This is a genomic window from Acinetobacter corruptisaponis (genome assembly GCF_030053775.1).
Lineage (GTDB): Bacteria > Pseudomonadota > Gammaproteobacteria > Pseudomonadales > Moraxellaceae > Acinetobacter > Acinetobacter corruptisaponis.
The window spans coordinates 2,851,456-2,870,283 of record NZ_CP125669.1 but is presented as its reverse complement, the minus strand read 5'-3'; the positions used below and the strand labels follow the sequence as shown (position 1 = coordinate 2,870,283).

At 40.9% G+C, this 18,828-nt stretch carries 16 protein-coding genes; 10 read left to right on the top strand and 6 right to left on the bottom strand.

Annotated elements, in window-relative coordinates; translation table 11 throughout:
* Positions 1–62: 62 nt before the first annotated feature.
* The 3 genes from radC to QLH32_RS13660 are packed head-to-tail and all read left to right on the top strand — an operon-like array spanning position 63 to position 2,608.
* On the top strand, positions 63–797 hold the full coding sequence (gene radC / locus QLH32_RS13670; protein ID WP_283266628.1) for a RadC family protein: 735 nt from the start codon (positions 63–65) through the stop codon (positions 795–797).
* A 44-nt stretch (positions 798–841) separates the two neighbouring features.
* Entirely contained in the window at positions 842–1,753 is a 912-nt protein-coding gene (locus QLH32_RS13665; RefSeq protein ID WP_267981648.1) for a bestrophin family protein, read from the top strand.
* Between the two features lie 54 nt (positions 1,754–1,807).
* Positions 1,808–2,608, top strand: coding sequence for a hypothetical protein (locus tag QLH32_RS13660; RefSeq protein WP_283266627.1), 801 nt, complete (start codon positions 1,808–1,810; stop codon positions 2,606–2,608).
* A 93-nt stretch (positions 2,609–2,701) separates the two neighbouring features.
* Here QLH32_RS13660 and QLH32_RS13655 read toward each other — a convergent pair whose 3' ends face one another.
* Entirely contained in the window at positions 2,702–3,556 is an 855-nt protein-coding gene (locus QLH32_RS13655; protein ID WP_283266626.1) for a PHP domain-containing protein, read from the bottom strand.
* A gap of 45 nt (positions 3,557–3,601) precedes the next feature.
* Here QLH32_RS13655 and QLH32_RS13650 point away from each other — a divergent pair, with 45 nt between their 5' ends.
* From QLH32_RS13650 to mnmC, 4 genes are read left to right on the top strand one after another with little or no spacing between them, the layout of a single operon-like run.
* Complete coding sequence (locus QLH32_RS13650; RefSeq protein ID WP_283266625.1) at positions 3,602–4,213, top strand: septation protein IspZ; 612 nt, start codon at positions 3,602–3,604, stop codon at positions 4,211–4,213.
* 23 nt (positions 4,214–4,236) lie between these two features.
* Positions 4,237–4,539, top strand: a complete 303-nt coding sequence (locus QLH32_RS13645; RefSeq protein WP_279961038.1) for a YciI family protein — start codon at positions 4,237–4,239, stop codon at positions 4,537–4,539.
* Positions 4,540–4,542: 3 nt separating this feature from the next.
* On the top strand, positions 4,543–4,989 hold the full coding sequence (locus QLH32_RS13640; RefSeq protein WP_267981643.1) for an SH3 domain-containing protein: 447 nt from the start codon (positions 4,543–4,545) through the stop codon (positions 4,987–4,989).
* An 18-nt stretch (positions 4,990–5,007) separates the two neighbouring features.
* Positions 5,008–6,912, top strand: a complete 1,905-nt coding sequence (gene mnmC, locus QLH32_RS13635; protein ID WP_283266624.1) for a bifunctional tRNA (5-methylaminomethyl-2-thiouridine)(34)-methyltransferase MnmC2/FAD-dependent 5-carboxymethylaminomethyl-2-thiouridine(34) oxidoreductase MnmC1 — start codon at positions 5,008–5,010, stop codon at positions 6,910–6,912.
* An 82-nt stretch (positions 6,913–6,994) separates the two neighbouring features.
* Here mnmC and QLH32_RS13630 read toward each other — a convergent pair whose 3' ends face one another.
* Positions 6,995–7,309: a rhodanese-like domain-containing protein gene (locus QLH32_RS13630; RefSeq protein ID WP_279961040.1), complete on the bottom strand. Its 315-nt coding sequence runs from the start codon at positions 7,307–7,309 to the stop codon at positions 6,995–6,997.
* 90 nt (positions 7,310–7,399) lie between these two features.
* Here QLH32_RS13630 and QLH32_RS13625 point away from each other — a divergent pair, with 90 nt between their 5' ends.
* Positions 7,400–7,888: a YajQ family cyclic di-GMP-binding protein gene (locus tag QLH32_RS13625; protein WP_267981638.1), complete on the top strand. Its 489-nt coding sequence runs from the start codon at positions 7,400–7,402 to the stop codon at positions 7,886–7,888.
* 14 nt (positions 7,889–7,902) lie between these two features.
* Positions 7,903–8,397: a DUF4442 domain-containing protein gene (locus QLH32_RS13620; RefSeq protein WP_279961041.1), complete on the top strand. Its 495-nt coding sequence runs from the start codon at positions 7,903–7,905 to the stop codon at positions 8,395–8,397.
* A 52-nt stretch (positions 8,398–8,449) separates the two neighbouring features.
* On the opposite strand, the gene QLH32_RS13615 is transcribed toward QLH32_RS13620, so the two are convergent.
* From QLH32_RS13615 to QLH32_RS13605, 3 genes are read right to left on the bottom strand one after another with little or no spacing between them, the layout of a single operon-like run.
* A complete protein-coding gene (locus QLH32_RS13615) occupies positions 8,450–8,863 on the bottom strand; it encodes an acyl-CoA thioesterase (protein ID WP_279961042.1) in 414 nt (137 codons plus the stop codon).
* 1 nt (position 8,864) lies between these two features.
* Entirely contained in the window at positions 8,865–9,302 is a 438-nt protein-coding gene (trxC, locus tag QLH32_RS13610; protein ID WP_283266623.1) for a thioredoxin TrxC, read from the bottom strand.
* Positions 9,303–10,199: an alpha/beta hydrolase gene (locus tag QLH32_RS13605; RefSeq protein ID WP_267981634.1), complete on the bottom strand. Its 897-nt coding sequence runs from the start codon at positions 10,197–10,199 to the stop codon at positions 9,303–9,305.
* A 123-nt stretch (positions 10,200–10,322) separates the two neighbouring features.
* Between QLH32_RS13605 and QLH32_RS13600 the strand changes: the two genes are divergently transcribed.
* Positions 10,323–10,658, top strand: a complete 336-nt coding sequence (locus QLH32_RS13600; protein ID WP_283266622.1) for a protein tyrosine phosphatase family protein — start codon at positions 10,323–10,325, stop codon at positions 10,656–10,658.
* A gap of 58 nt (positions 10,659–10,716) precedes the next feature.
* Here the strand turns inward: QLH32_RS13600 and QLH32_RS13595 are convergent, their stop codons facing one another.
* Complete coding sequence (locus tag QLH32_RS13595) at positions 10,717–18,822, bottom strand: hypothetical protein (RefSeq protein WP_283266621.1); 8,106 nt, start codon at positions 18,820–18,822, stop codon at positions 10,717–10,719.
* Positions 18,823–18,828 lie beyond the last annotated feature (6 nt).

The following is an 18,828-nucleotide window of genomic DNA, read 5'->3' as shown; positions in this document are numbered from 1 at the left end:
CATACCCAAGCCATGTGCTCGGAAAAACATGCACTACAATAAAATGAACGTGAATATTCACCATGAATCAATCCATAAAACAGTCCATCAAGGCATGGCCAGAACAAGAACGACCACGGGAACGCTTATTATCACAGGGGGCACACAGTTTATCCGATGCCGAGTTACTGGCTATTTTTCTACGCTCAGGCTCCAAACAGCACTCGGCGGTTGAGCTTGCCCGTCTCCTGATCCAGCATTTTGGTGGACTCAACCCAATTTTTGATGCCTCACTTGAAGAGCTTTCCCAGTTTAACGGCATTGCCGATACCAAATACGCACAACTGATGGCAGTAAAGGAATTGGGACGGCGTTATCTGAATAATTACTTTCACCAGCAACGGATTTGTCTGGATAGCTCCACACTGGTACTTGATTATCTGCGCTATGAATTGCAAGGTGAAAAACAGGAAGTGTTTGCCGTGCTGTGTCTGGATGCTGAGCTCAGGAAACTGCATTTTAAGAAACTGTTTTTTGGATCACAGCATAGTTGCAGTGTATCCATTAGCCAGACCTTGCGTTATGTGCTTCAGCAACAGGCCTGCCAAATTGTGATTGCACACAACCATCCTTATGGTATTGCCCAGCCCTCGCACGAAGACATTTACCTCACCCAACAACTGAAACAAGCCTGCCAGTTACTTGAAATCCAGTTGCTTGATCACTTTATTATTTCACCTGAAAACCATTTTTCCTTTTCTGAGCAACAACTACTCAAACCTGTCCGAATCAAACAATCTGATCTTGACAAAGCCTAGAGCAAACAGGAACATCAGCAGATAAAATTAATGATTCAAACAACATGATTGTCCGTGACCAGCCAAGTATTTTTAAGGTTTTATTTTCATGGCGTGGGACGATTTTACCCAAAATTTTACCTTCTCTCGGTTTTGTCATGTTGATCTCCGCCATTATTGGTGGAATTGAATATATTGATCTATACCGCTTCCCTGAAATTCCCCTCGTCGGCTTTACCCTAATTGGTGTTGTGCTTTCTATCTTCCTTGGTTTTAAAAATACCGCATGCTATGACCGTTGGTGGGAAGCACGTAAACTTTGGGGCGTTTTGATTGCCACATCACGACACTTTGACCGCGATTGTCGAATCTTAACCCAGGCACGGCGTGAACGTGTGATTCAGCATGTGATTGTATTTGCCAATGTGTTACGCGACCGTTTACGCCACCAGACCGCGAACCCAACTGAACTGACGGAAACCAGTGGTTTAAGCCAGCAGGCGCTTACCCAGCTTTACCAGCAGCACAATGCGCCACAATATACCCTGAGCCTGATCCAATGGGAGCTGTTACAAGCCCTGAAAGATGGGGAAATCTCCGATATCATTTATACGCAGATGAATCGTCATGTCGCGGCCTTAAGTGAAATGCATACGGGTTGTGATCGGATTGCTAATACCCCTATTCCGTTTGCCTATTCGGTTTTGCTGAACCGAACCGTTTATTTCTTCTGTTTTATGCTACCTTTTAGCTTGGGTTCTTTACTGGGTTTGGTGACACCCCTCTTGGTTGGAATTTTGGCTTATACGTTTCTAGGCCTCGATGCCTTAAGTACAGAAATTGAAGAGCCTTTCGGTACACAAAGCAATGATCTTCCATTGGATGCAATGGTACGTACCATTGAAATTGAATTGCTGAGTACGCTAGGTCGTCCAACACCACCACCGATTCAGGCACATGATCATAATCTGTTGTAAATTATAATTTTTTCATTTATATTAGCGCAAAACTAGAATAACTTGTCTATTTAAATGAAAATATTATCTAAATTTACGTGGTTGCCTGTGATACCAAAACTTCCAGTCACAGAACCACGTTACAAATGCTTCAAAGTTATTTCTCTCATATTATATCTATTGAACGTGGGGGCAGTCTTTATTTATTTATATTCTCAATACTATGGTGTTTTACCAATACAGTTTCCCTACTTCATATTTTGTTTTTTCTATTTAGTTTGGTTACATATCGAACGCTATTTTTCATATCAAAAAGATATGCTCAAAGATTTAAGCTTTCACCGCTTTATTGGTTTTAATGCCACCCTACAAAAAGTTATTGCTATTCGTAACCCCACCACAGATTACCACTATCAAATTAAAATCCAGACAAATGACTCGATCCCTCAAGACCAACAACAGGAATGGTTGATTACACCCAATTTATATCCAATGAATTTACGTGCATTGATGGGTCACTCTATTTACGTGGAATCATTAGCCAATTCACATCTCATTTTTAATATTAAGCCTTACTTACTTGATCAAAATCAGCAAGAAATTTTCTTTACCCAACACCATTTAGAATATCCAAAAGCCAATACAAAATATAAAAAATGTCGATATAACAATATTCAAAAAGTTGAACTGGATACCTCTCAAATAGAGATACGATTGTTCATTTGGGTTAAACAACAAAATATACAGATAAAGCTGAATGAGACCCAACTTAAGCTGATGGAAATAATTTTCTTCCCCAAGCTTTTAATGTTTTCACAAAGGCAATATCTAGCGATTAAAAACCAACAGGCTCAAGGTATTATTTGGCAGTCGTAATACTATGGAAAACCATGAAACATCCACTGCACTCCCCATAACAGAATCATGAAAAATACAATTATCAAAAATATTTCTAATTTTTTCATTTAATTATGATCTAAAAATTTCCCAGATCCCTCTTTGCCCCTCATGGATACGTGGTGTCTGTCCTAATTTAATCCACGGCATATTGTCTCCATGAAAATCGCTGCCAATCGAAACAGCTAAACCATGCTCCTGAATCACTCGATCCACCATGTGTCGTGTAGAAAGCGCTTCACTATTGGCAGGCAGCTCAACCGCATCACCACCAGACTCAGCAAATAACTGAATCAGATAACGGATATTGGTTGCAGACAAATCATAACGGGTCGGATGTGCCAATACCGCAAAGCCCTGACTGGCATGAATCACATCAATGGTCTCTTTTAAACCTACCCCATCAAATTTGACAAAAGCCTTTTTTCCCTCTTTTAGGAAACGGTCAAATGCCTGTTGTGGGCGAGTGACAATATTTTTTTCAACCAGAGTCTTGGCAATATGGGTTCGCGTCAGCCGATCAATATGTCCATCCACTTTTGCCAATACATCAGGATAAATATCAAAACCGATACATTTTTCCAATAACTCACAAATCAGTTTTGCCCGTTCAGCCCGCACTTTTTTCTGGTTTTCCAGCATTGCCTTGATAGGAACATCATCTTGCATATTCAATGCAACGATATGCACTCCATAACTCTTTTTAGTGCTGGGACGTGACCACTGACTGGAAATTTCCACACCAGAAATAATTTGAATATCATGATCTTGGGCATAATCTCTCGCCCTTGCCACACCGTCCATTGTGTCATGGTCGGTCAGGGCTAAAGTCTGAATTTTTAAATCAACCGCAGCCTGTACCAATTGTTCAGGAGACAAGGTACCGTCTGAAATGAAACTATGCGTATGTAAATCGACACCGAACATGCTTTGTATTATGCTATCTGACCTATTTCACCACTGTACTGTAACATGAAAGCGTTGCTCGACTATCTTCCACTGATTATCTTCTTTTATTTTTATAAAACCACCGATCCCAAAGATAGTCACCATCCATTACTGGAGCTTGTGGGCAGTGCAGGAAATACTGATCAAAACCATATTCTGGTTGCGACCTGTGCGCTACTGATCTCGACCCTTGTGGTCTATGGTTGCCTGTTCTTTTTCCAGAAGTTCAAACTGGAAAAAATGCAGTGGTTTATCGTTGTCATGTCAGTGGTTTTTGGTGGAATTACACTGGCATTCAGTGATGTGACCTATATCAAAATGAAAGCGGTCATTATCAATGTCGGGATTGGAATAGGTTTCCTGATTACGCCCCTGTTTAACAAAGAACGTGAACCGATTATTAAAAAACTTTTGGGTTCGTTGCTTGAACTGACGCCAAAAGGCTGGATGCGTCTAAACTGGGCATGGTGTGGGCAGTTCTTCTTGTTGGCATCACTGCATTTCTTTTTTGGGTTCGTATTTATGCAGGGAAAATACTGGGGCGAATTCACCGCTTTCGGCGATATAATTGTTTCTATCAGTTACCTTGCTGTTATACTGATTTGCTTAAGAAAGCATTTTAAAGCCACTGACTAACCTGAATCATTTGAGCGACTGCTATGCCATATTTTGTGCTGACCTGTACTGATCACGAAGATACCTTGGAAAAACGTTTAGCAATTCGTCCTCAGCATGTAGAACGTCTACAAAAGCTGGATGATGAGGGTCGCTTAATTGCTGCGGGTGCGCATCCAAAAGACCCGAATGATCCACAGGCTGGATTTTTAGGCAGCACCATCATTGTTGAGTTTGAGAGCCGTGAAGCACTGGATGCATGGATTCAGGAAGAGCCATTTTTAAAAGAAGGGATTTACGCAAAGATTGAAGTAAAACCTTTCAACAAAGCTTTTCCAAAAGGGTAAGTCATGCAAGTTGCCGTTAAAAGCCTATTCGCTTTTTGTTTATTCAGCTCAAGCGTATGGGCCGTTGAACCCACATCTCCCCCACCCACAGCGGTACAACCGAAACCATCTGTTACAGCCACTGCTGCAAATACGACTGGTACGGCAGCAAAACCTTTAACGGCTGAACAAATTGCCAAGGCAAAACAGCAACAGGAAGCAAAGGTAAAAGCCCTGATTCAGGATCAGGCCAGTCGCTTAAAACAGCTTGAACATGCCAATCTTGAAGCGCTTGCCCAAAATCAGGAATTGCAGCTTAAGAACGATAACTTAACAGTTCAGGTGCAGGTTCTACAAAGTGAACGCAGTGCCCAAATGTTCCTTTATGGCGCGATGACCATTGCGGTTGGGGTAATTCTTGGCTTCTTTATTGCCAGCTATGTCTACACCAAACGCCGCCGTCAGTGGTAAAACACGATTTCTTTATTTATGTCTCAATCAGCAAAACTACAAACTGCCGAACTGGACTGGGAAATGGTCGATGGCATTGAAGTTCCCATTTCCAGACAATTTGGCGATGTCTATTTTTCTAAGGACAATGGTTTACTCGAAACCCGCCATGTCTTTCTCAATGGCAATGACCTCACTGAACGTCTGTCACAACTCAACGATTATCAATACTTTTGTGTCGGTGAAACAGGCTTTGGCACAGGTTTAAATATTCTGACCCTGTGGCAATTATGGCAACAGGTTCGTCCAGACAATCATAGTCATTTACATGCGATTAGTGTGGAAAAGTTTCCACTCAGCAAAGCAGACCTTATCCGTGCCCTCAATGTCTGGACTGAACTCGAACCGCTTGCCGAAAAACTGATTGAGCAATATCCATTACCGATTGCAGGTTGCCATCGCCTTAGCTTTCCTGAACAGCGTTTTAGTATTGATTTATGGCTGGGCGATGCACAGGATATTTTTCCCATCATCCCTAAAACACAGGCAGTTAATGCGTGGTTTCTGGATGGATTTGCCCCGTCCTGTAATCCAGATATGTGGCAGGAAAATGTACTGAACCATATTGTGCGTTTATCAGAATTTGGGACAACATTTGCCTCATTTAGTGTTGCAGGTGTACTCAAACGTGGACTGAAACAGCATGGCATTCAAATCAGCCGTCCTCGTGGTTTTGGGCATAAACGGGAAATGCTCAAGGCGATTTGGCTAGATACATCCCAAACTGAAACCCAATCGCAAGATTCAGAAACAACTATTGCCATTCAACCAAAGCCCGAAACATCAAAGCAACGTCAAATCGCCATTATAGGCGCTGGAATCGCGGGTTTAAGCACGGCATGGGCATTTGCACAGCGTGGGCATCAAGTCACGATCTATGAGCAAAATGAGCCACTTTCAGGTGCATCAGGTAATCCCCTTGCGCTGCTTAATCCAAAACTCTGCCCAATTGAACAGGCGCATGAACATTTAATGACACTGAGTTGGCAACATGCCTTAAACTTCTATCCCAGATTCAAGGCATTTAGATCCATTCAGGTTCAACAGATTGCCTTAAAAAATGCGGATGAATTGTTAGGTCTGGTTGAGCAATATCCTGAAAAAGTATTATCTGCAAATACAAAGCAGGCAGACAACTCTATTCCGCAGACTGAGTTTCCAAGTCTCACTTTACATCAGGCAGGTGCGGTTTCTCCTCATCAATTACGTGATGAAATTTTGCAGCATCCCAATATCATTTTAAAAATTGCAAAAATCTCTGCACTAAAACAAATAGAAAACCAGACTGAAGTCTGGCAAGAGCAGCAACTCATCGCAACAGCAGATCATGTGATCGTGTGCTGTGCCAGACAAAGTGCTGAACTGTTTGAAAATTATCCAATATTAAAACCTATTCGCGGGCAGGTCAGTTGGGTCGAAAATACCAAGCAACCCCTTTCATTGAACCAAGCCTATAGCTACGGTGGGTACTGCACACAATTGGATGCATCACATTTACTGTTAGGTGCATCCTTTTATCCAAATCGGGATGATGCTGAAGTGTTGCCAGCAGACCATGTGCATAACTATAAACTTATCCACAGTGTCTTTCCAGAATATACACAACAGCTTCCCTCTGTAGATACTTGGCAAGGTCGGGCATCTGTGCGGGCACAGAGTCTGGATTACTTTCCATTGGTTGGGAAAATGCAAGATCATGAGGAAATCTACACCCTTGCAGGGCTAGGTTCCAAGGGATTCATGTTTGCACCGCTTTGCAGTGAGATTTTGGCAGCTTTGATATTAGGTGAACTTTGTCCAGTTTCACAAAAGCTATTGGATAAGCTGAATCCACAACGATTTCAAAAGAAGATCAAAGTGAAAAAGCCATATTATTCAGCTTGAGTTATTTTTTTAATCATAATGTATTTTTAGATTTTTTTAATTTGCCAAAATACCTGTGTATTTTGGCAAATTCCTGAGTGCTTTAATCACCCTGTTCTAAAGGCAAGCCCGCATCACGCGCTGCACGTGTACCTCCCATCAGTACCACATATTCACGAGAATCATCCAGACCATCCAGAAGCTCTGCCGCACGTGGTGCCTTGCTACCACCACCACATAAAATATAAATCGGCTGATCCGCTGCAACCTGAGTCAAACTATCCGCAGTTAATTCAGCAATTGGACGATTGACCGCCCCTTTGACGTGAGCCTCTGTATACGCATTGGTATCTCGGACATCCCAAATGACCGCGCCTTCTGGGAACTCAAATGTTGTAATTTCTTGTTTACGGATCATTGCGCACTCCTTTGATGTAAACAACACTTGGCAAATGAAGAAAACACCCTTAGCATCTCAAATATTCTTTCCCTTTGTAAAGGTCTAACCATGCCTTCTTTTGATATTGTTTCTGAATTAGAGTTATTTGAAGTCAATCATGCGGTGCAAAACACACAAAAAGAGATTGCCACACGTTTTGACTTTCGTGGACAGGACGTTTCGATTGAACTCAATGAAAAAAACAAGGAAATCAAAATCTCGACTGAAAGTGATTTCCAGTGTGAGCAGGTCTATACCATGCTTGAAAATCACTTCTACAAACGCAAGATTGATGTACAAGCACTTGACCCACAAAAAGCCACTGCCTCTGGCAAGCATGTGGTACAAGTGATCAAGCTTAAGGATGGACTTGACTCAGATACTGCAAAAAAAATTAATAAAGCCATTAAAGAAAGTGGCATCAAGGCGCAATCTTCTATCCAAGGGGACAAAATCCGTGTCACTGATAAAAAGCGTGATACTTTGCAACAGGTCATGAACTTTTTACGTGAACAGCAATTTGGTCTACCGCTTCAATTTAATAATTTCAAAGACTAAGCAATAGGTTCACTATGGCAAAAGATAACCGTCTTTATACGCTGGTTAAAACCACTTCTAAATTTCCAAAAGGCATTCGCAGTACCTTATGGAGCAAAGCCTTTGGACGAGTTGTTCCAATGGTGGGAACGGCAAACATTCGTTATTTGGAAGTCGATAAAGACCACGTTACCGTTCGCATTGAAAACCAGCGTAATATGCAAAACCATATCAAGGGTGTCCATGCCGCAGCGATGGCCTTACTCGCTGAAACGGCAACGGGTTTCCTAACAGGTCTACATATTCCTGATGATCGTATCTTGTTGATCAAATCACTACACGTAGACTATTTAAAGGTTGCACAGGGTGGTTTAACCGCAACCGCAACCTTATCTGCTGATCAACAGAAGTTCATTGCAGACAATGAGAAAGGCGAGCTATTGATTCCTGTGACCGTGATTGACGATTCAGGCAACGAACCAATCCATTGCCAAATGCTTTGGGCTTGGTTGCCAAAACGCAAAAAGTGATTCTGAATCAACTATAATAAAGCCCAAATAAATTTGGGCTTTATTTTTTGGCTTAACCAGCAATAAATTCCTGCTTAATCTGTTCAGCAATCTGTCGCTTGTTTCCATTGACATCAACTGCAACAAAAGTAAAAACACCTTCCGTAATCCGTACAGGTTCACGCGAATCATCATGACTGTTCCAGACCTCGATCTGTACCTGAACCGAAGTGTTACCAACCTTAAGAATTTTGGTGTAGCAACTAATCACATTTCCTACTTTCACGGGAACAAGGAAAGTCATCTGGTTAATCGCAATGGTTGCACAGCGGCCTTTACTAAAACGTTCAACATGAATCGCTCCTGCCAAGTCCATCTGAGATACAATCCAGCCTCCAAAAACATCACCACTCCAGTTGGTATCGGCTGGCATGGCAATGTTTTGCAGGGATAAAGTCCCTTCTGGATGATTCAAACGTTCCGTCATGTTAATTTCCTTGATGTTGCTGTAATTGCTGGTCTAGCCATTGTTGAAGCTCTGGTGTTCTTAATGCCCCACTGATTCTCGCCAATTCGGTGGTTTTATTCATTAAGACTAAAGTCGGAATACTACGCACATTAAATGCGGCACTTAAACGGGGATTTGCCTCGGTATCAATCTTGGCAAAAACCACATACGGATTTTGCTTTGCTACCTGAGCAAAATGGGGAGCCATCATCTTACAAGGTCCACACCACTCTGCCCATAAATCGATCAGCACAGGTAAATCGGTATTGGCAATAAAGTGACTAAAGTTTTGTTCATTGAGTTCAATTGGTTCCTGACGCAACAATGGCTGATGACATTGCCCACAGTTTGGATGAACGGCCAATTTTTCTTCGGGTACGCGATTTTTTGCACCACATGATGCACAGACAATCATCATTTACATCACTCCGATATGTTGATGTAAAAATTCTAATTGGGTTGTGACTGCTTTTTCAAACCATGAACCGTGATAAACTTCAAAATGTTTCATATCCCACTCATGATAAGTGACAAATGGTGCAATATTGGTCGCTGCCTCACGACTGGATGCAATTGGAATCAGACTATCTTTCTTGGCGGCAATAAATAACACTGGAATATTAATCTTACGCACAAACTGAATTGGACGGTAACGCATCAAGTTAAAGAATACACGGGCAGGAACTTCCCCACTCCAGTAATAATCAGGATTTACGATGGAATGATAACCATAGTAGCTATCAGAGGTGGGTAAAAAACACAGTTTATATTGATCAACCACGGGCAAAGTTTTAGGCACTAACCCCATCTTTGATCCCATATAGTCCTGACTGGAACGTTTCAGAGCTTCTGGATAACGTTGCAATGGGTAAAGTTTAGCCGTCTCAGCACCATCCACATAAGGCACCTGTACCATCACTGCCTGAATATTTTTAAGATCAGTCGCCAAACTTAAGGCATAGCCACCACTTAATGAAGTTCCCCACAAGATAATACGACGACTATCAATCAGTTTACAGTTTGATGCATATTGGATCATTGTTTTCCAATCATCTAGTTGCGAACTCAATGAAACCAGTTCACGCGGCTTACCTGTACTCCCTCCCCAATAACGATAGTCAAATAAGATAACCGCATAGCCCGCCTGGGCAAAACGTTGTGCATACTGAACCAGCTTGAATTGACGCAAACCAGCAAATCCATGCGCCATAAGAATGACGGCAGGTTTAATAGCAGCTTTGGGAAGATAGAAATCCGCAGCGATCGTCTCATCACCACTAGGAACATACAAAGGCTCAACTGTATAGGTGTGCATGCGCGCTCCATTGCGTTATCTTATGACTTATCATCGTTTATTTAGTATAGACATTTAAACTCAAGATCAAGCTTAATGCTATGATAGAGCATAAAATGTTTTATTTGTTTTTGGAGTGACAAGATGTCAGAGAATGTTGGTTTTGCAGGTCAAATCGGCCCTGAACATGTAGAGCAAGTGGTTGAAAAGGGATTCAAATCGATAATTAATAATCGCCCTGATATGGAGGGTGGCCCTGAACAACCAACCAGCGCACAAATTGAAGAATCAGCACGTAACGCAGGTTTGGATTATGTCTATCAACCTGTAGTTGCGGGTCAGATTACCGAGTTGGATGTCCGCACATTTGCAAACCATTATAATGAACTACCAAAGCCAATCCTGATGTTCTGCCGCACAGGTAATCGTTCTAACAACCTATATCAGTTGGCAAAGCAAATGGATTTATTGGAGAATTAATAAAAAATCTTCAAATAAAAATGGAAGCTCGAAAGCTTCCATTTTTTTCATTCAGGCATTATGGACAAGTGAATGATGTACCATAAGGACTAACTTCATTTGGTGAATATGTACCATCACTAGAATAATCACTTGCTAGTGGAGCTAGACCTAAACTATAAGTCGTACGATTTGGTAATGATGCAACAGTTGCTGATGCTCCTACCTGCACTGTTAACCACTGTGCATAGATTTTTGGATAACGCATGGCAAAGTCAAACTTACCATTGGCATCAGTGGTAAATGTATTTTGCTCAGCACCAGACTGGCTCACAAACGTCACCACTTTCACAGGCGTATTATTCGCTCCCACAGCCGTACCTGCTGGGCTTGCCACACAAGCATGTATACTGTTGGTTGTAGTACTTGCCATATAATCATCCGTTAAATCACTTGGTGTACCATTGTTATTCATTGGTTTACCATTAGAATCCAGATAAATATTAGGAGCTGACAAATTATAATACTCTTGATTACCAAACACCCATTTCTCTGCTGGATCAGAACCAGCTTTCGGAGCCAATGCCCATAAGTTCCGTCCTTTGATATACATCAGTGGTGTAGAATCTAAAGTGACGACTTGATTAGCTAATGGCTTACCATCAAAATCAACCACACTCACAGACATATTCTTGGTGTAATAAACTCCATCACTTGAAGATGAGACTTCTGTTGGATTGACACCAATTACAATTGAAGCAACAGGTGCTTGTACTGCAGCCTGTACGATATCAATCATTGAGATTTGTGTGGCATCGGCATAGCCTGTTTCATTAAAGCGTGCTGTCAAATGCAAATCATCATTAACGAATTCGGTAGCTGTATAATTTCGGCGTGCATTTTCATCTACCTTGATTTTAAACACAGCCTGACCATTCGCATCAGTGGTTAAACCTGAAGCACCAACAATAACAGCACCATTGCGAGCAAAATCAGTAAGACCTAGCGTAATATATTTTCCAGAAACACCACCACCATTCGTATCAAGTAAAGTCACAGTAACATCTGCTGTGTCATCACGTACACTCATGGTCGGTTTTGCTGCAATACGTAAAGAATATCGAGCAGGTTGTACTGTTGGTGTACCTGAATTATCAACTGTTGCAATACGTGTAATCTGTTTAGTTTCTGCACCATCTACACTCGTATGCGTTGCAGTCAATTCAATCTGACTAGCTAATAATAATTGCTTCTGTACAACAGTTAGCGAGTCTGCTACTTCTACAGAGAAGAATGCATTACCATTAGAATCAGTTTTAACTGTTTGTGGTGTACCACTGGTATTTGTTGGATGACTTTCACCAGGCGTGGCAATAATTAAAGATGCTGAATTATTGGCCGATAAAGTCACTTCCTGATTTTTCACAGGCTGATTTGTTTTATCCAACAACTGAACCGTAATAATAGATGCATCACCATTCACATCCATTAACGTATTACTTACAGATACAAAATTAAGATGATTATTACTGACTGTTTCACTTACATTAAAGTGTACGATTTGTGGAGTAGCAACAACACCATTTGGTTTGGTAAAGGTAACAGAGACATCTACACCATTCGCAATTAAGTCATCATATTGCTTACCTGTGATTTTGCTTAAAGTGAGCTTAACTTTGGCATTACCACTCGCATCTGTTGTAACAACAGATGCTGCCTGACCATTGATTGTCACACCATTTAATGCTGAATCTACAACTGTAAAGGTAACAGGATAATTCTTAATACCTGCTGCGGTATTATCTTTGAGTTTTGCAAATACTTCTGCGGTATCACCTGTTGCCAATAAATCATCTTTTGAAGTACTCAAAGCCAAATTCATTGCTTCTGTTGGAACAGAAATATTAACTTTACCAACTTGAGTAACGACAGGCTGAGTTGTACTATTCACATTCTTAGTTGATATACCAAATGTAATACCCTTTTCAACCAGTAATTGTTCAATAGTGTCAGTAGCATCTACCGTAATAGTAAAGTAGGCAATACCATTGATATTAGTTGTTGCACTGGTTTTATCCACTTTGACTCGTGAACTTAAACCTCCTGCCAAACCAAAATTAATTTCTTTATTTGCTAAAGGATTACCACTCGCATCTTCGGCCTTAACAGCTACAATGCTTGTACCACCTAAAACTGAAATTACTGGCTGTGATAATGTTGTCGTTAATGCTACAACATCTTTTGCAACTGGGGCTTTGACCATCACCTGAATGGTTTGACTCAGTACAGAACCATCAGCTTGTACAACAGATGCAGCAAGTGTAATACCATTAGCAACCAAATTTTCAATCATTTGATCATTGCCAGCTTTTACGTTTACTGTAAAGGTTGCATTGCCATTTACATCTGTCTTTTTACTTGCACCACCCACAAAGGTTACACCATTTGCAGTCGCTGCGGCATTTAAACCAAAACCAACCTGTTTATTTTGAAGCGGATTACCATCTTTATCGAGAACTTTTGCTGTAAATGTAAAAGTATCATTATCAGCAGTAACAACGCCTTTTGAAGTCACCACTTCTACACGTTGTGCATCTTTAGCAACTTCTGCTTCATCTGCTACAAACTGTAACACCGTATTTTGTGTCACATTTGTACCTGCATCAGAAGTATAAGTTGCCGTTGCCTGCACACCTCCCAATAAACCTTTAATTTGATCAGCAGTCAAGTTTGCTGGAGCTGTATAAGTGATCGTAAAGTTTGCTGAACCGTCAGCTCCTGTTGTTTGGTTTGCTGGGGTGACTTTAATCGTCAAGCCTGCTGGAATATTATTTAAAGCAAGTTTAATTAGCTTACCTGCAAGCACCTTACCCTTGTTATTAAAGGCTTTTACTGTAAGAGTTGTTGTGCCACCTGTTGTCTTAATTGCACCATTTACATTATCCAGCGTTAAATAACTGAGTTCTGATAATGTAGCAGCAGAGCTTACATTGATTCGGGTTGTTTGTGTAACTATACCAGAACCATCACCCTGCGTAGCTGACGCGCTAATACCAATGCCTGATGTAGCCAAAGTATCTACTGCTTCTTTCGTTGCAGTACGCACTTCCAACACAACAACTGCCTGACCATTCACATCTGTTTCAACAACGGTTGATCCACCAATAACATCTTTAAAATTAACGCTATTTCTAATGATGTTATTATCAACACCCCAGTTATCAATCGCTAAAGTCACTTGACGGTTTTTAATCAGATTACCATCTTTATCTTTTAAGGTGACTGTGGTCAAAACTGTTTGAGGTGTGCTGGTATCCATTACCAAGCTAGGTTTTTCAACCACCAAATCCATACGTTGAATATTGACTTGATCAATAGCAAATTGTTGCGTCGTGTTTTGTGTTGTATTAATACCCATATGATTGGTATACGTTGCAATCACTTGAACCCCTGACAATAAGCCCTGGATCTGTTCAGGTGTTAAAACTTTTGGTGCATTATAAGTCACCGTAAATGTTGCTTCACCATTGCCATTTGTTGGTTTGCTTGCCATATCAAGTTTAATATCTAAACCTGTTGGCACATTATTAAGGCCTAACTGAATCGTTTTACCACTTAAAACTGTACCTGTGCTATTAAAGGCTTTGACTGTAATTGTTGAAGAACCACCTGTCGTAGCGATCAATCCTGAACTGTTCACAGTCATATAACCAACTGCTTCAGAGCTAATGGTCACTTTGGTATTTTGTGTAACTGTCCCACTGCCATCAGCTTGTACCGCTGAGGCAGTAATACCAATTCCCGATACCATTAAAGTATTAACCGCATTTTCGGTTATTGGATTAACATTCAATGTAATGATCGCTTGGCCATTGGCGTCAGTTGAAACTACAACCAAACCACCAGCAGCACCCACAAAGCTCACGCCATTTTGCACAGCCTCCGCATTCAATGCCAGAGTCACCTGACGATTCTTGATTGCCTGACCATTTTGGTCTTTTAATGAGACTGTAGTTGTAACTGTTTGAGGAGTACTCGCATTTACCACCAATGCAGCTTTATCAACAACCAAATCCATACGTTGAATATTTGCCTGATCAACATAGAACTGCAACATAGTGCTCTGTGTAATATTTTTATTGCTACTTGTGGTATAAACAGCATTTACCTGAATACCAGCCAATAATGCCTTGATTTGTTCAGGGGTTAAGTTGGTTGGTGCAGTATAAGTCACGATAAACTGTGCTGTACCATCCAGAGCAGTTGTTTGAGTTGCAGTATCAACTTTAACATCCAAACCAACTGGCACATTATTCAGACTTAACTTAACTGCTTTACCACCTAGTGCCTTACCATCACTATTCAATGTTTTAACAGTAATTGTTGATGTACCACCTGCGGTACCAATCGCATTGTTACTTTCAGTAATTAGGGACGCTACTTCATTTTGAGAAGCTTCGGATAAAATATTTACTTTGACATTTTGAGTGATTGTACCACTGCCATCTGCCTGAATTGCAGATGCCCCTATACCAATTCCTGTAGAAACCAAGGCATCTACTGCCTCTTTCGAAGTTGGATTGATACTTAAAATAATTTCTGCTTGACCATTGGCATCAGTTGAAACCGCAATTAAACCACCAGCAGCAGCAGCGAAGCTTACACCATTCTGTATTGCCTCATTATTCAATGCCAGAGTCACCTGACGGTTTTTAATTGCCTGACCATCGCGATCCTTTAAGGTCACTATAGTTTTGACTGTTTGAGCAGTTGCCGTATTCACGACTAATGACGATTTATCAACAACCAAGTCCATACGCTGAATGTTGACTTGATCAGCATAGAACTGAATTACTGTATTTTGTGTAATTGCTTTATTTGCACTAGTAGTATAGGTCGCACTTGCCTGAATACCAGCTAATAACGCCTTGATCTGTTCAGGGGTTAAACTGGTTGCAGCGGTATAAGTCACCTTAAATTTAGCCGTACCTGTCGCATCTGTGGTTTGGCTGGTCTGATCAACCTGAATCTTGACACCTGCTGGCACATTATTCAGGTTTAATTTAACTACTTTACCACTTAACGCCTTATTCTCTGTATTGAAAGCCTTAACAGTAACAATCGATGAACCACCTGTTGTTGCGATCGTGTTATCACTTTCAGAGGTTAAATAAGCCACTTCATTTTGAGATGCCTCAGATAACACATTGATTTTTAGGCTTTGTGTCACTGTACCACTACCATCTCCCTGTACTGCTGAAGCACGAATACCAATCCCTGAGGCAACAAGTGCATCCACCGCTTTTTGAGTACTTGGATGGACTTCGAGTACAACCACAGCCTGACCATTAGCATCAGTCGAAACAACTGTCGAACCACCAATCACACCTTGGAAATTCACACTTGTAAATAAAATATTATTATCAGTACCTAAGTCATCTAGTGATACAGTTACTTGACGGTTTTTAATCAGATTACCATCTTTGTCTTTTAAGGTGACTGTTGTAAGCAAGGTTTGTGGTGTCGTGGTATTCACAACTAAGGCCAGACCTTTCTCAACCACCAAGTCCATACGCTGAATGTTCACTTGATCAGCATAGAACTGTAACATGGTACTCTGAGTAGTATTTTTACCTGCGCTATTGGTATAGGTGGCAACAGTTTGAATGCCACTTAATAATCCCTTGATCTGTTCAGGAGTTAAAACTGTTGGTGCTGTATAAGTGACGGTAAACTGTGCTGTACCATCTGCACCTGTGGTTTTTGTGGCTGCATCAACCTGTACATTTAAACCTGCTGGCACATTATTCAGGTTCAATTTAACTGCTTTACCACTTAAAGCTTTACCATCAGTGTTAAAAGCTTTTACTGTAATGGTTGATGTACCGCCAGTCGTTGCAATGGTGCTGCTACTATCGCTGGTTAAATAGGCAACTTCACTTTGAGAGGCTTCAGACAAAATATTGACTTTGGTATTTTGTGTGATTGTACCACTACCATCGGCTTGAATTGCAGATGCACCAATCCCAATACCAGAAGCAACCAAAGCATCCACTGCGGTTTGTGTGGTTGGATTAACATTTAAAGTCAAAATTGCCTGACCATTGGCATCGGTTGAAATGACAACCAAACCACCCGTCACACCAACGAAGCTTACACCATTTTGTACAGCTTCTGCATTCAACGCCAATGTGACTTGGCGATTCTTGATTGCCTGACCATCACGATCTTTTAAAGTCACGGTTGTTTTAACCGTTTGTGCAGTTGTGCTATTCACCACCAATGCGGCTTTATCAACCACCAAATCCATACGCTGGATATTCATCTGATCAACAGCAAACTGTAACATGGTACTTTGAGTAATATTTGTACCTGCATCAGATGTATAAGTAGCAGCTGCTTGAACTCCTGCCAATAAACCTTTGATCTGATCAGCCGTTAAACTTGTTGGCGCAATATAAGTCACGATAAACTGTGCTGTACCATCTGCACCTGTAGTTTTTGTGGCTGCATCAGCCTGAATTTTCAAACCTGCTGGCACATTATTCAGGTTCAATTTAACTGCTTTACCACTTAAAGCTATTCCATTTGCACCGAATGCTTTAACTGTAATCTTGGTTGAACCGCCTGTTGTCGAAATCGTATTATCACTGTCCGTGGTTAAATAACTGACTTCATTTAACGCTGCCTGAGACAAAATACTAACCTTGGTACTTTGAACAATATTACTGCCATCCGCTTGTAAAGCAGATGCGCCAATACCAAGACCTGAAGCAATTAACGCAGCAACTGCATTACCATCTTTGGGTTGAACCGTTAAATCAACTGTAAATTGACCAGTTGCATTGGTCACCACAGTCATTGAACCACCTATTGCGCCATTAATACTCACACCATTTTGCAAGGCTTCTGGATTAATTGCCACAGTGACCTGACGATTCTGAATCACATTTCCAGCATCATCTTTTAGCGTTCCAGTTGCTTTGACAGTTTGAGCAACTCCAGCCTTCACAACCAGGACAGGTTGGTCAACAACCAAATCCATGCGCTGAATATTTACTTCTGTTTCAAAATAAGTCAGCTTAACTGTTTGTGAAACACTATTTCCATACTTCGCGTCAATCACTAAACCATCTTGTAATAATTTTGTTTGATCTGCCTTGGAAAGATTTGTTGGGTCATACACTACTGTAAATTTCACTTCACCAGCAGCATTTGTTGTCAGTACAGCTCCTTCCTTAATACGAATTCCTTTCGATTGCGATAAGCTTAATGCAATATCTTTATTCGTAAGCGCAATACCACTACTATTATACGCCTTAACTGTCACTATTCTTTCAGCGTTGTTGGCAACATTAATTGCATCAAGCTGTCCAATAGCTAAATAAGCAACATCAACAGTTCCTTGAGCTGAAGCCACAACCATGACTTTTGCTGTTTGCGAAACACTTGCACTATCTACAGATGCCGTAACTAACAAGCCAGCATCGACTAAAGCTTCTACTGCATCTGTATTAGGCGCAGCCAACTGTACTGTAAACTTCGCTTCACCATTAACAGTTAGTTCTGTTGGTTTAACAAGTTTTACTCCATTATTTTTTGCCACATCAGAAAGCGTTAAATTGATTTTACGCCCATTAATTGGCTGACCATTCTCATCAATCGCTTTGACTGAAACTTCAAACATATCATTTGAAGCAACCACAACGCCTTTACCTAAAGAAATAGCAAGTTGTTTTACCTCAACATTATCACTTTGTTCATAATAACGTACATAGGAAGTTTGAGTGATTGCAGCGCCAGTTGTTGGTTGATATTTTGCAGTAAGTAAGACCCCTTTTGTCTTAAGCTCATTTAATACAGCAGAATCTAAAGTACGGCCATCATATTCAACAATGAAAGCTGCCTCACCTTGAGCATTAGTTTTCGCTTTAGAACCATTTTTAATTGTTAAGCCATAAGCCTGAGCCTGATCAATATTTAGTGTAATATCCTGATCGGCAAGTACACCACCATTCTGATCAACGGCTCGAACCGTAACTGTTGTCTGCCCGCCTTTTACATTAATCATTGAATTTGGATTAATACTTAAATAACTCACATCAACTGCTTGTAATGGTGCAGCCTCGACCATAATTTGTGTATTTTGCTTAACAGTTGAACCATCTGCCAGCGTCGTACTCACAGCAAC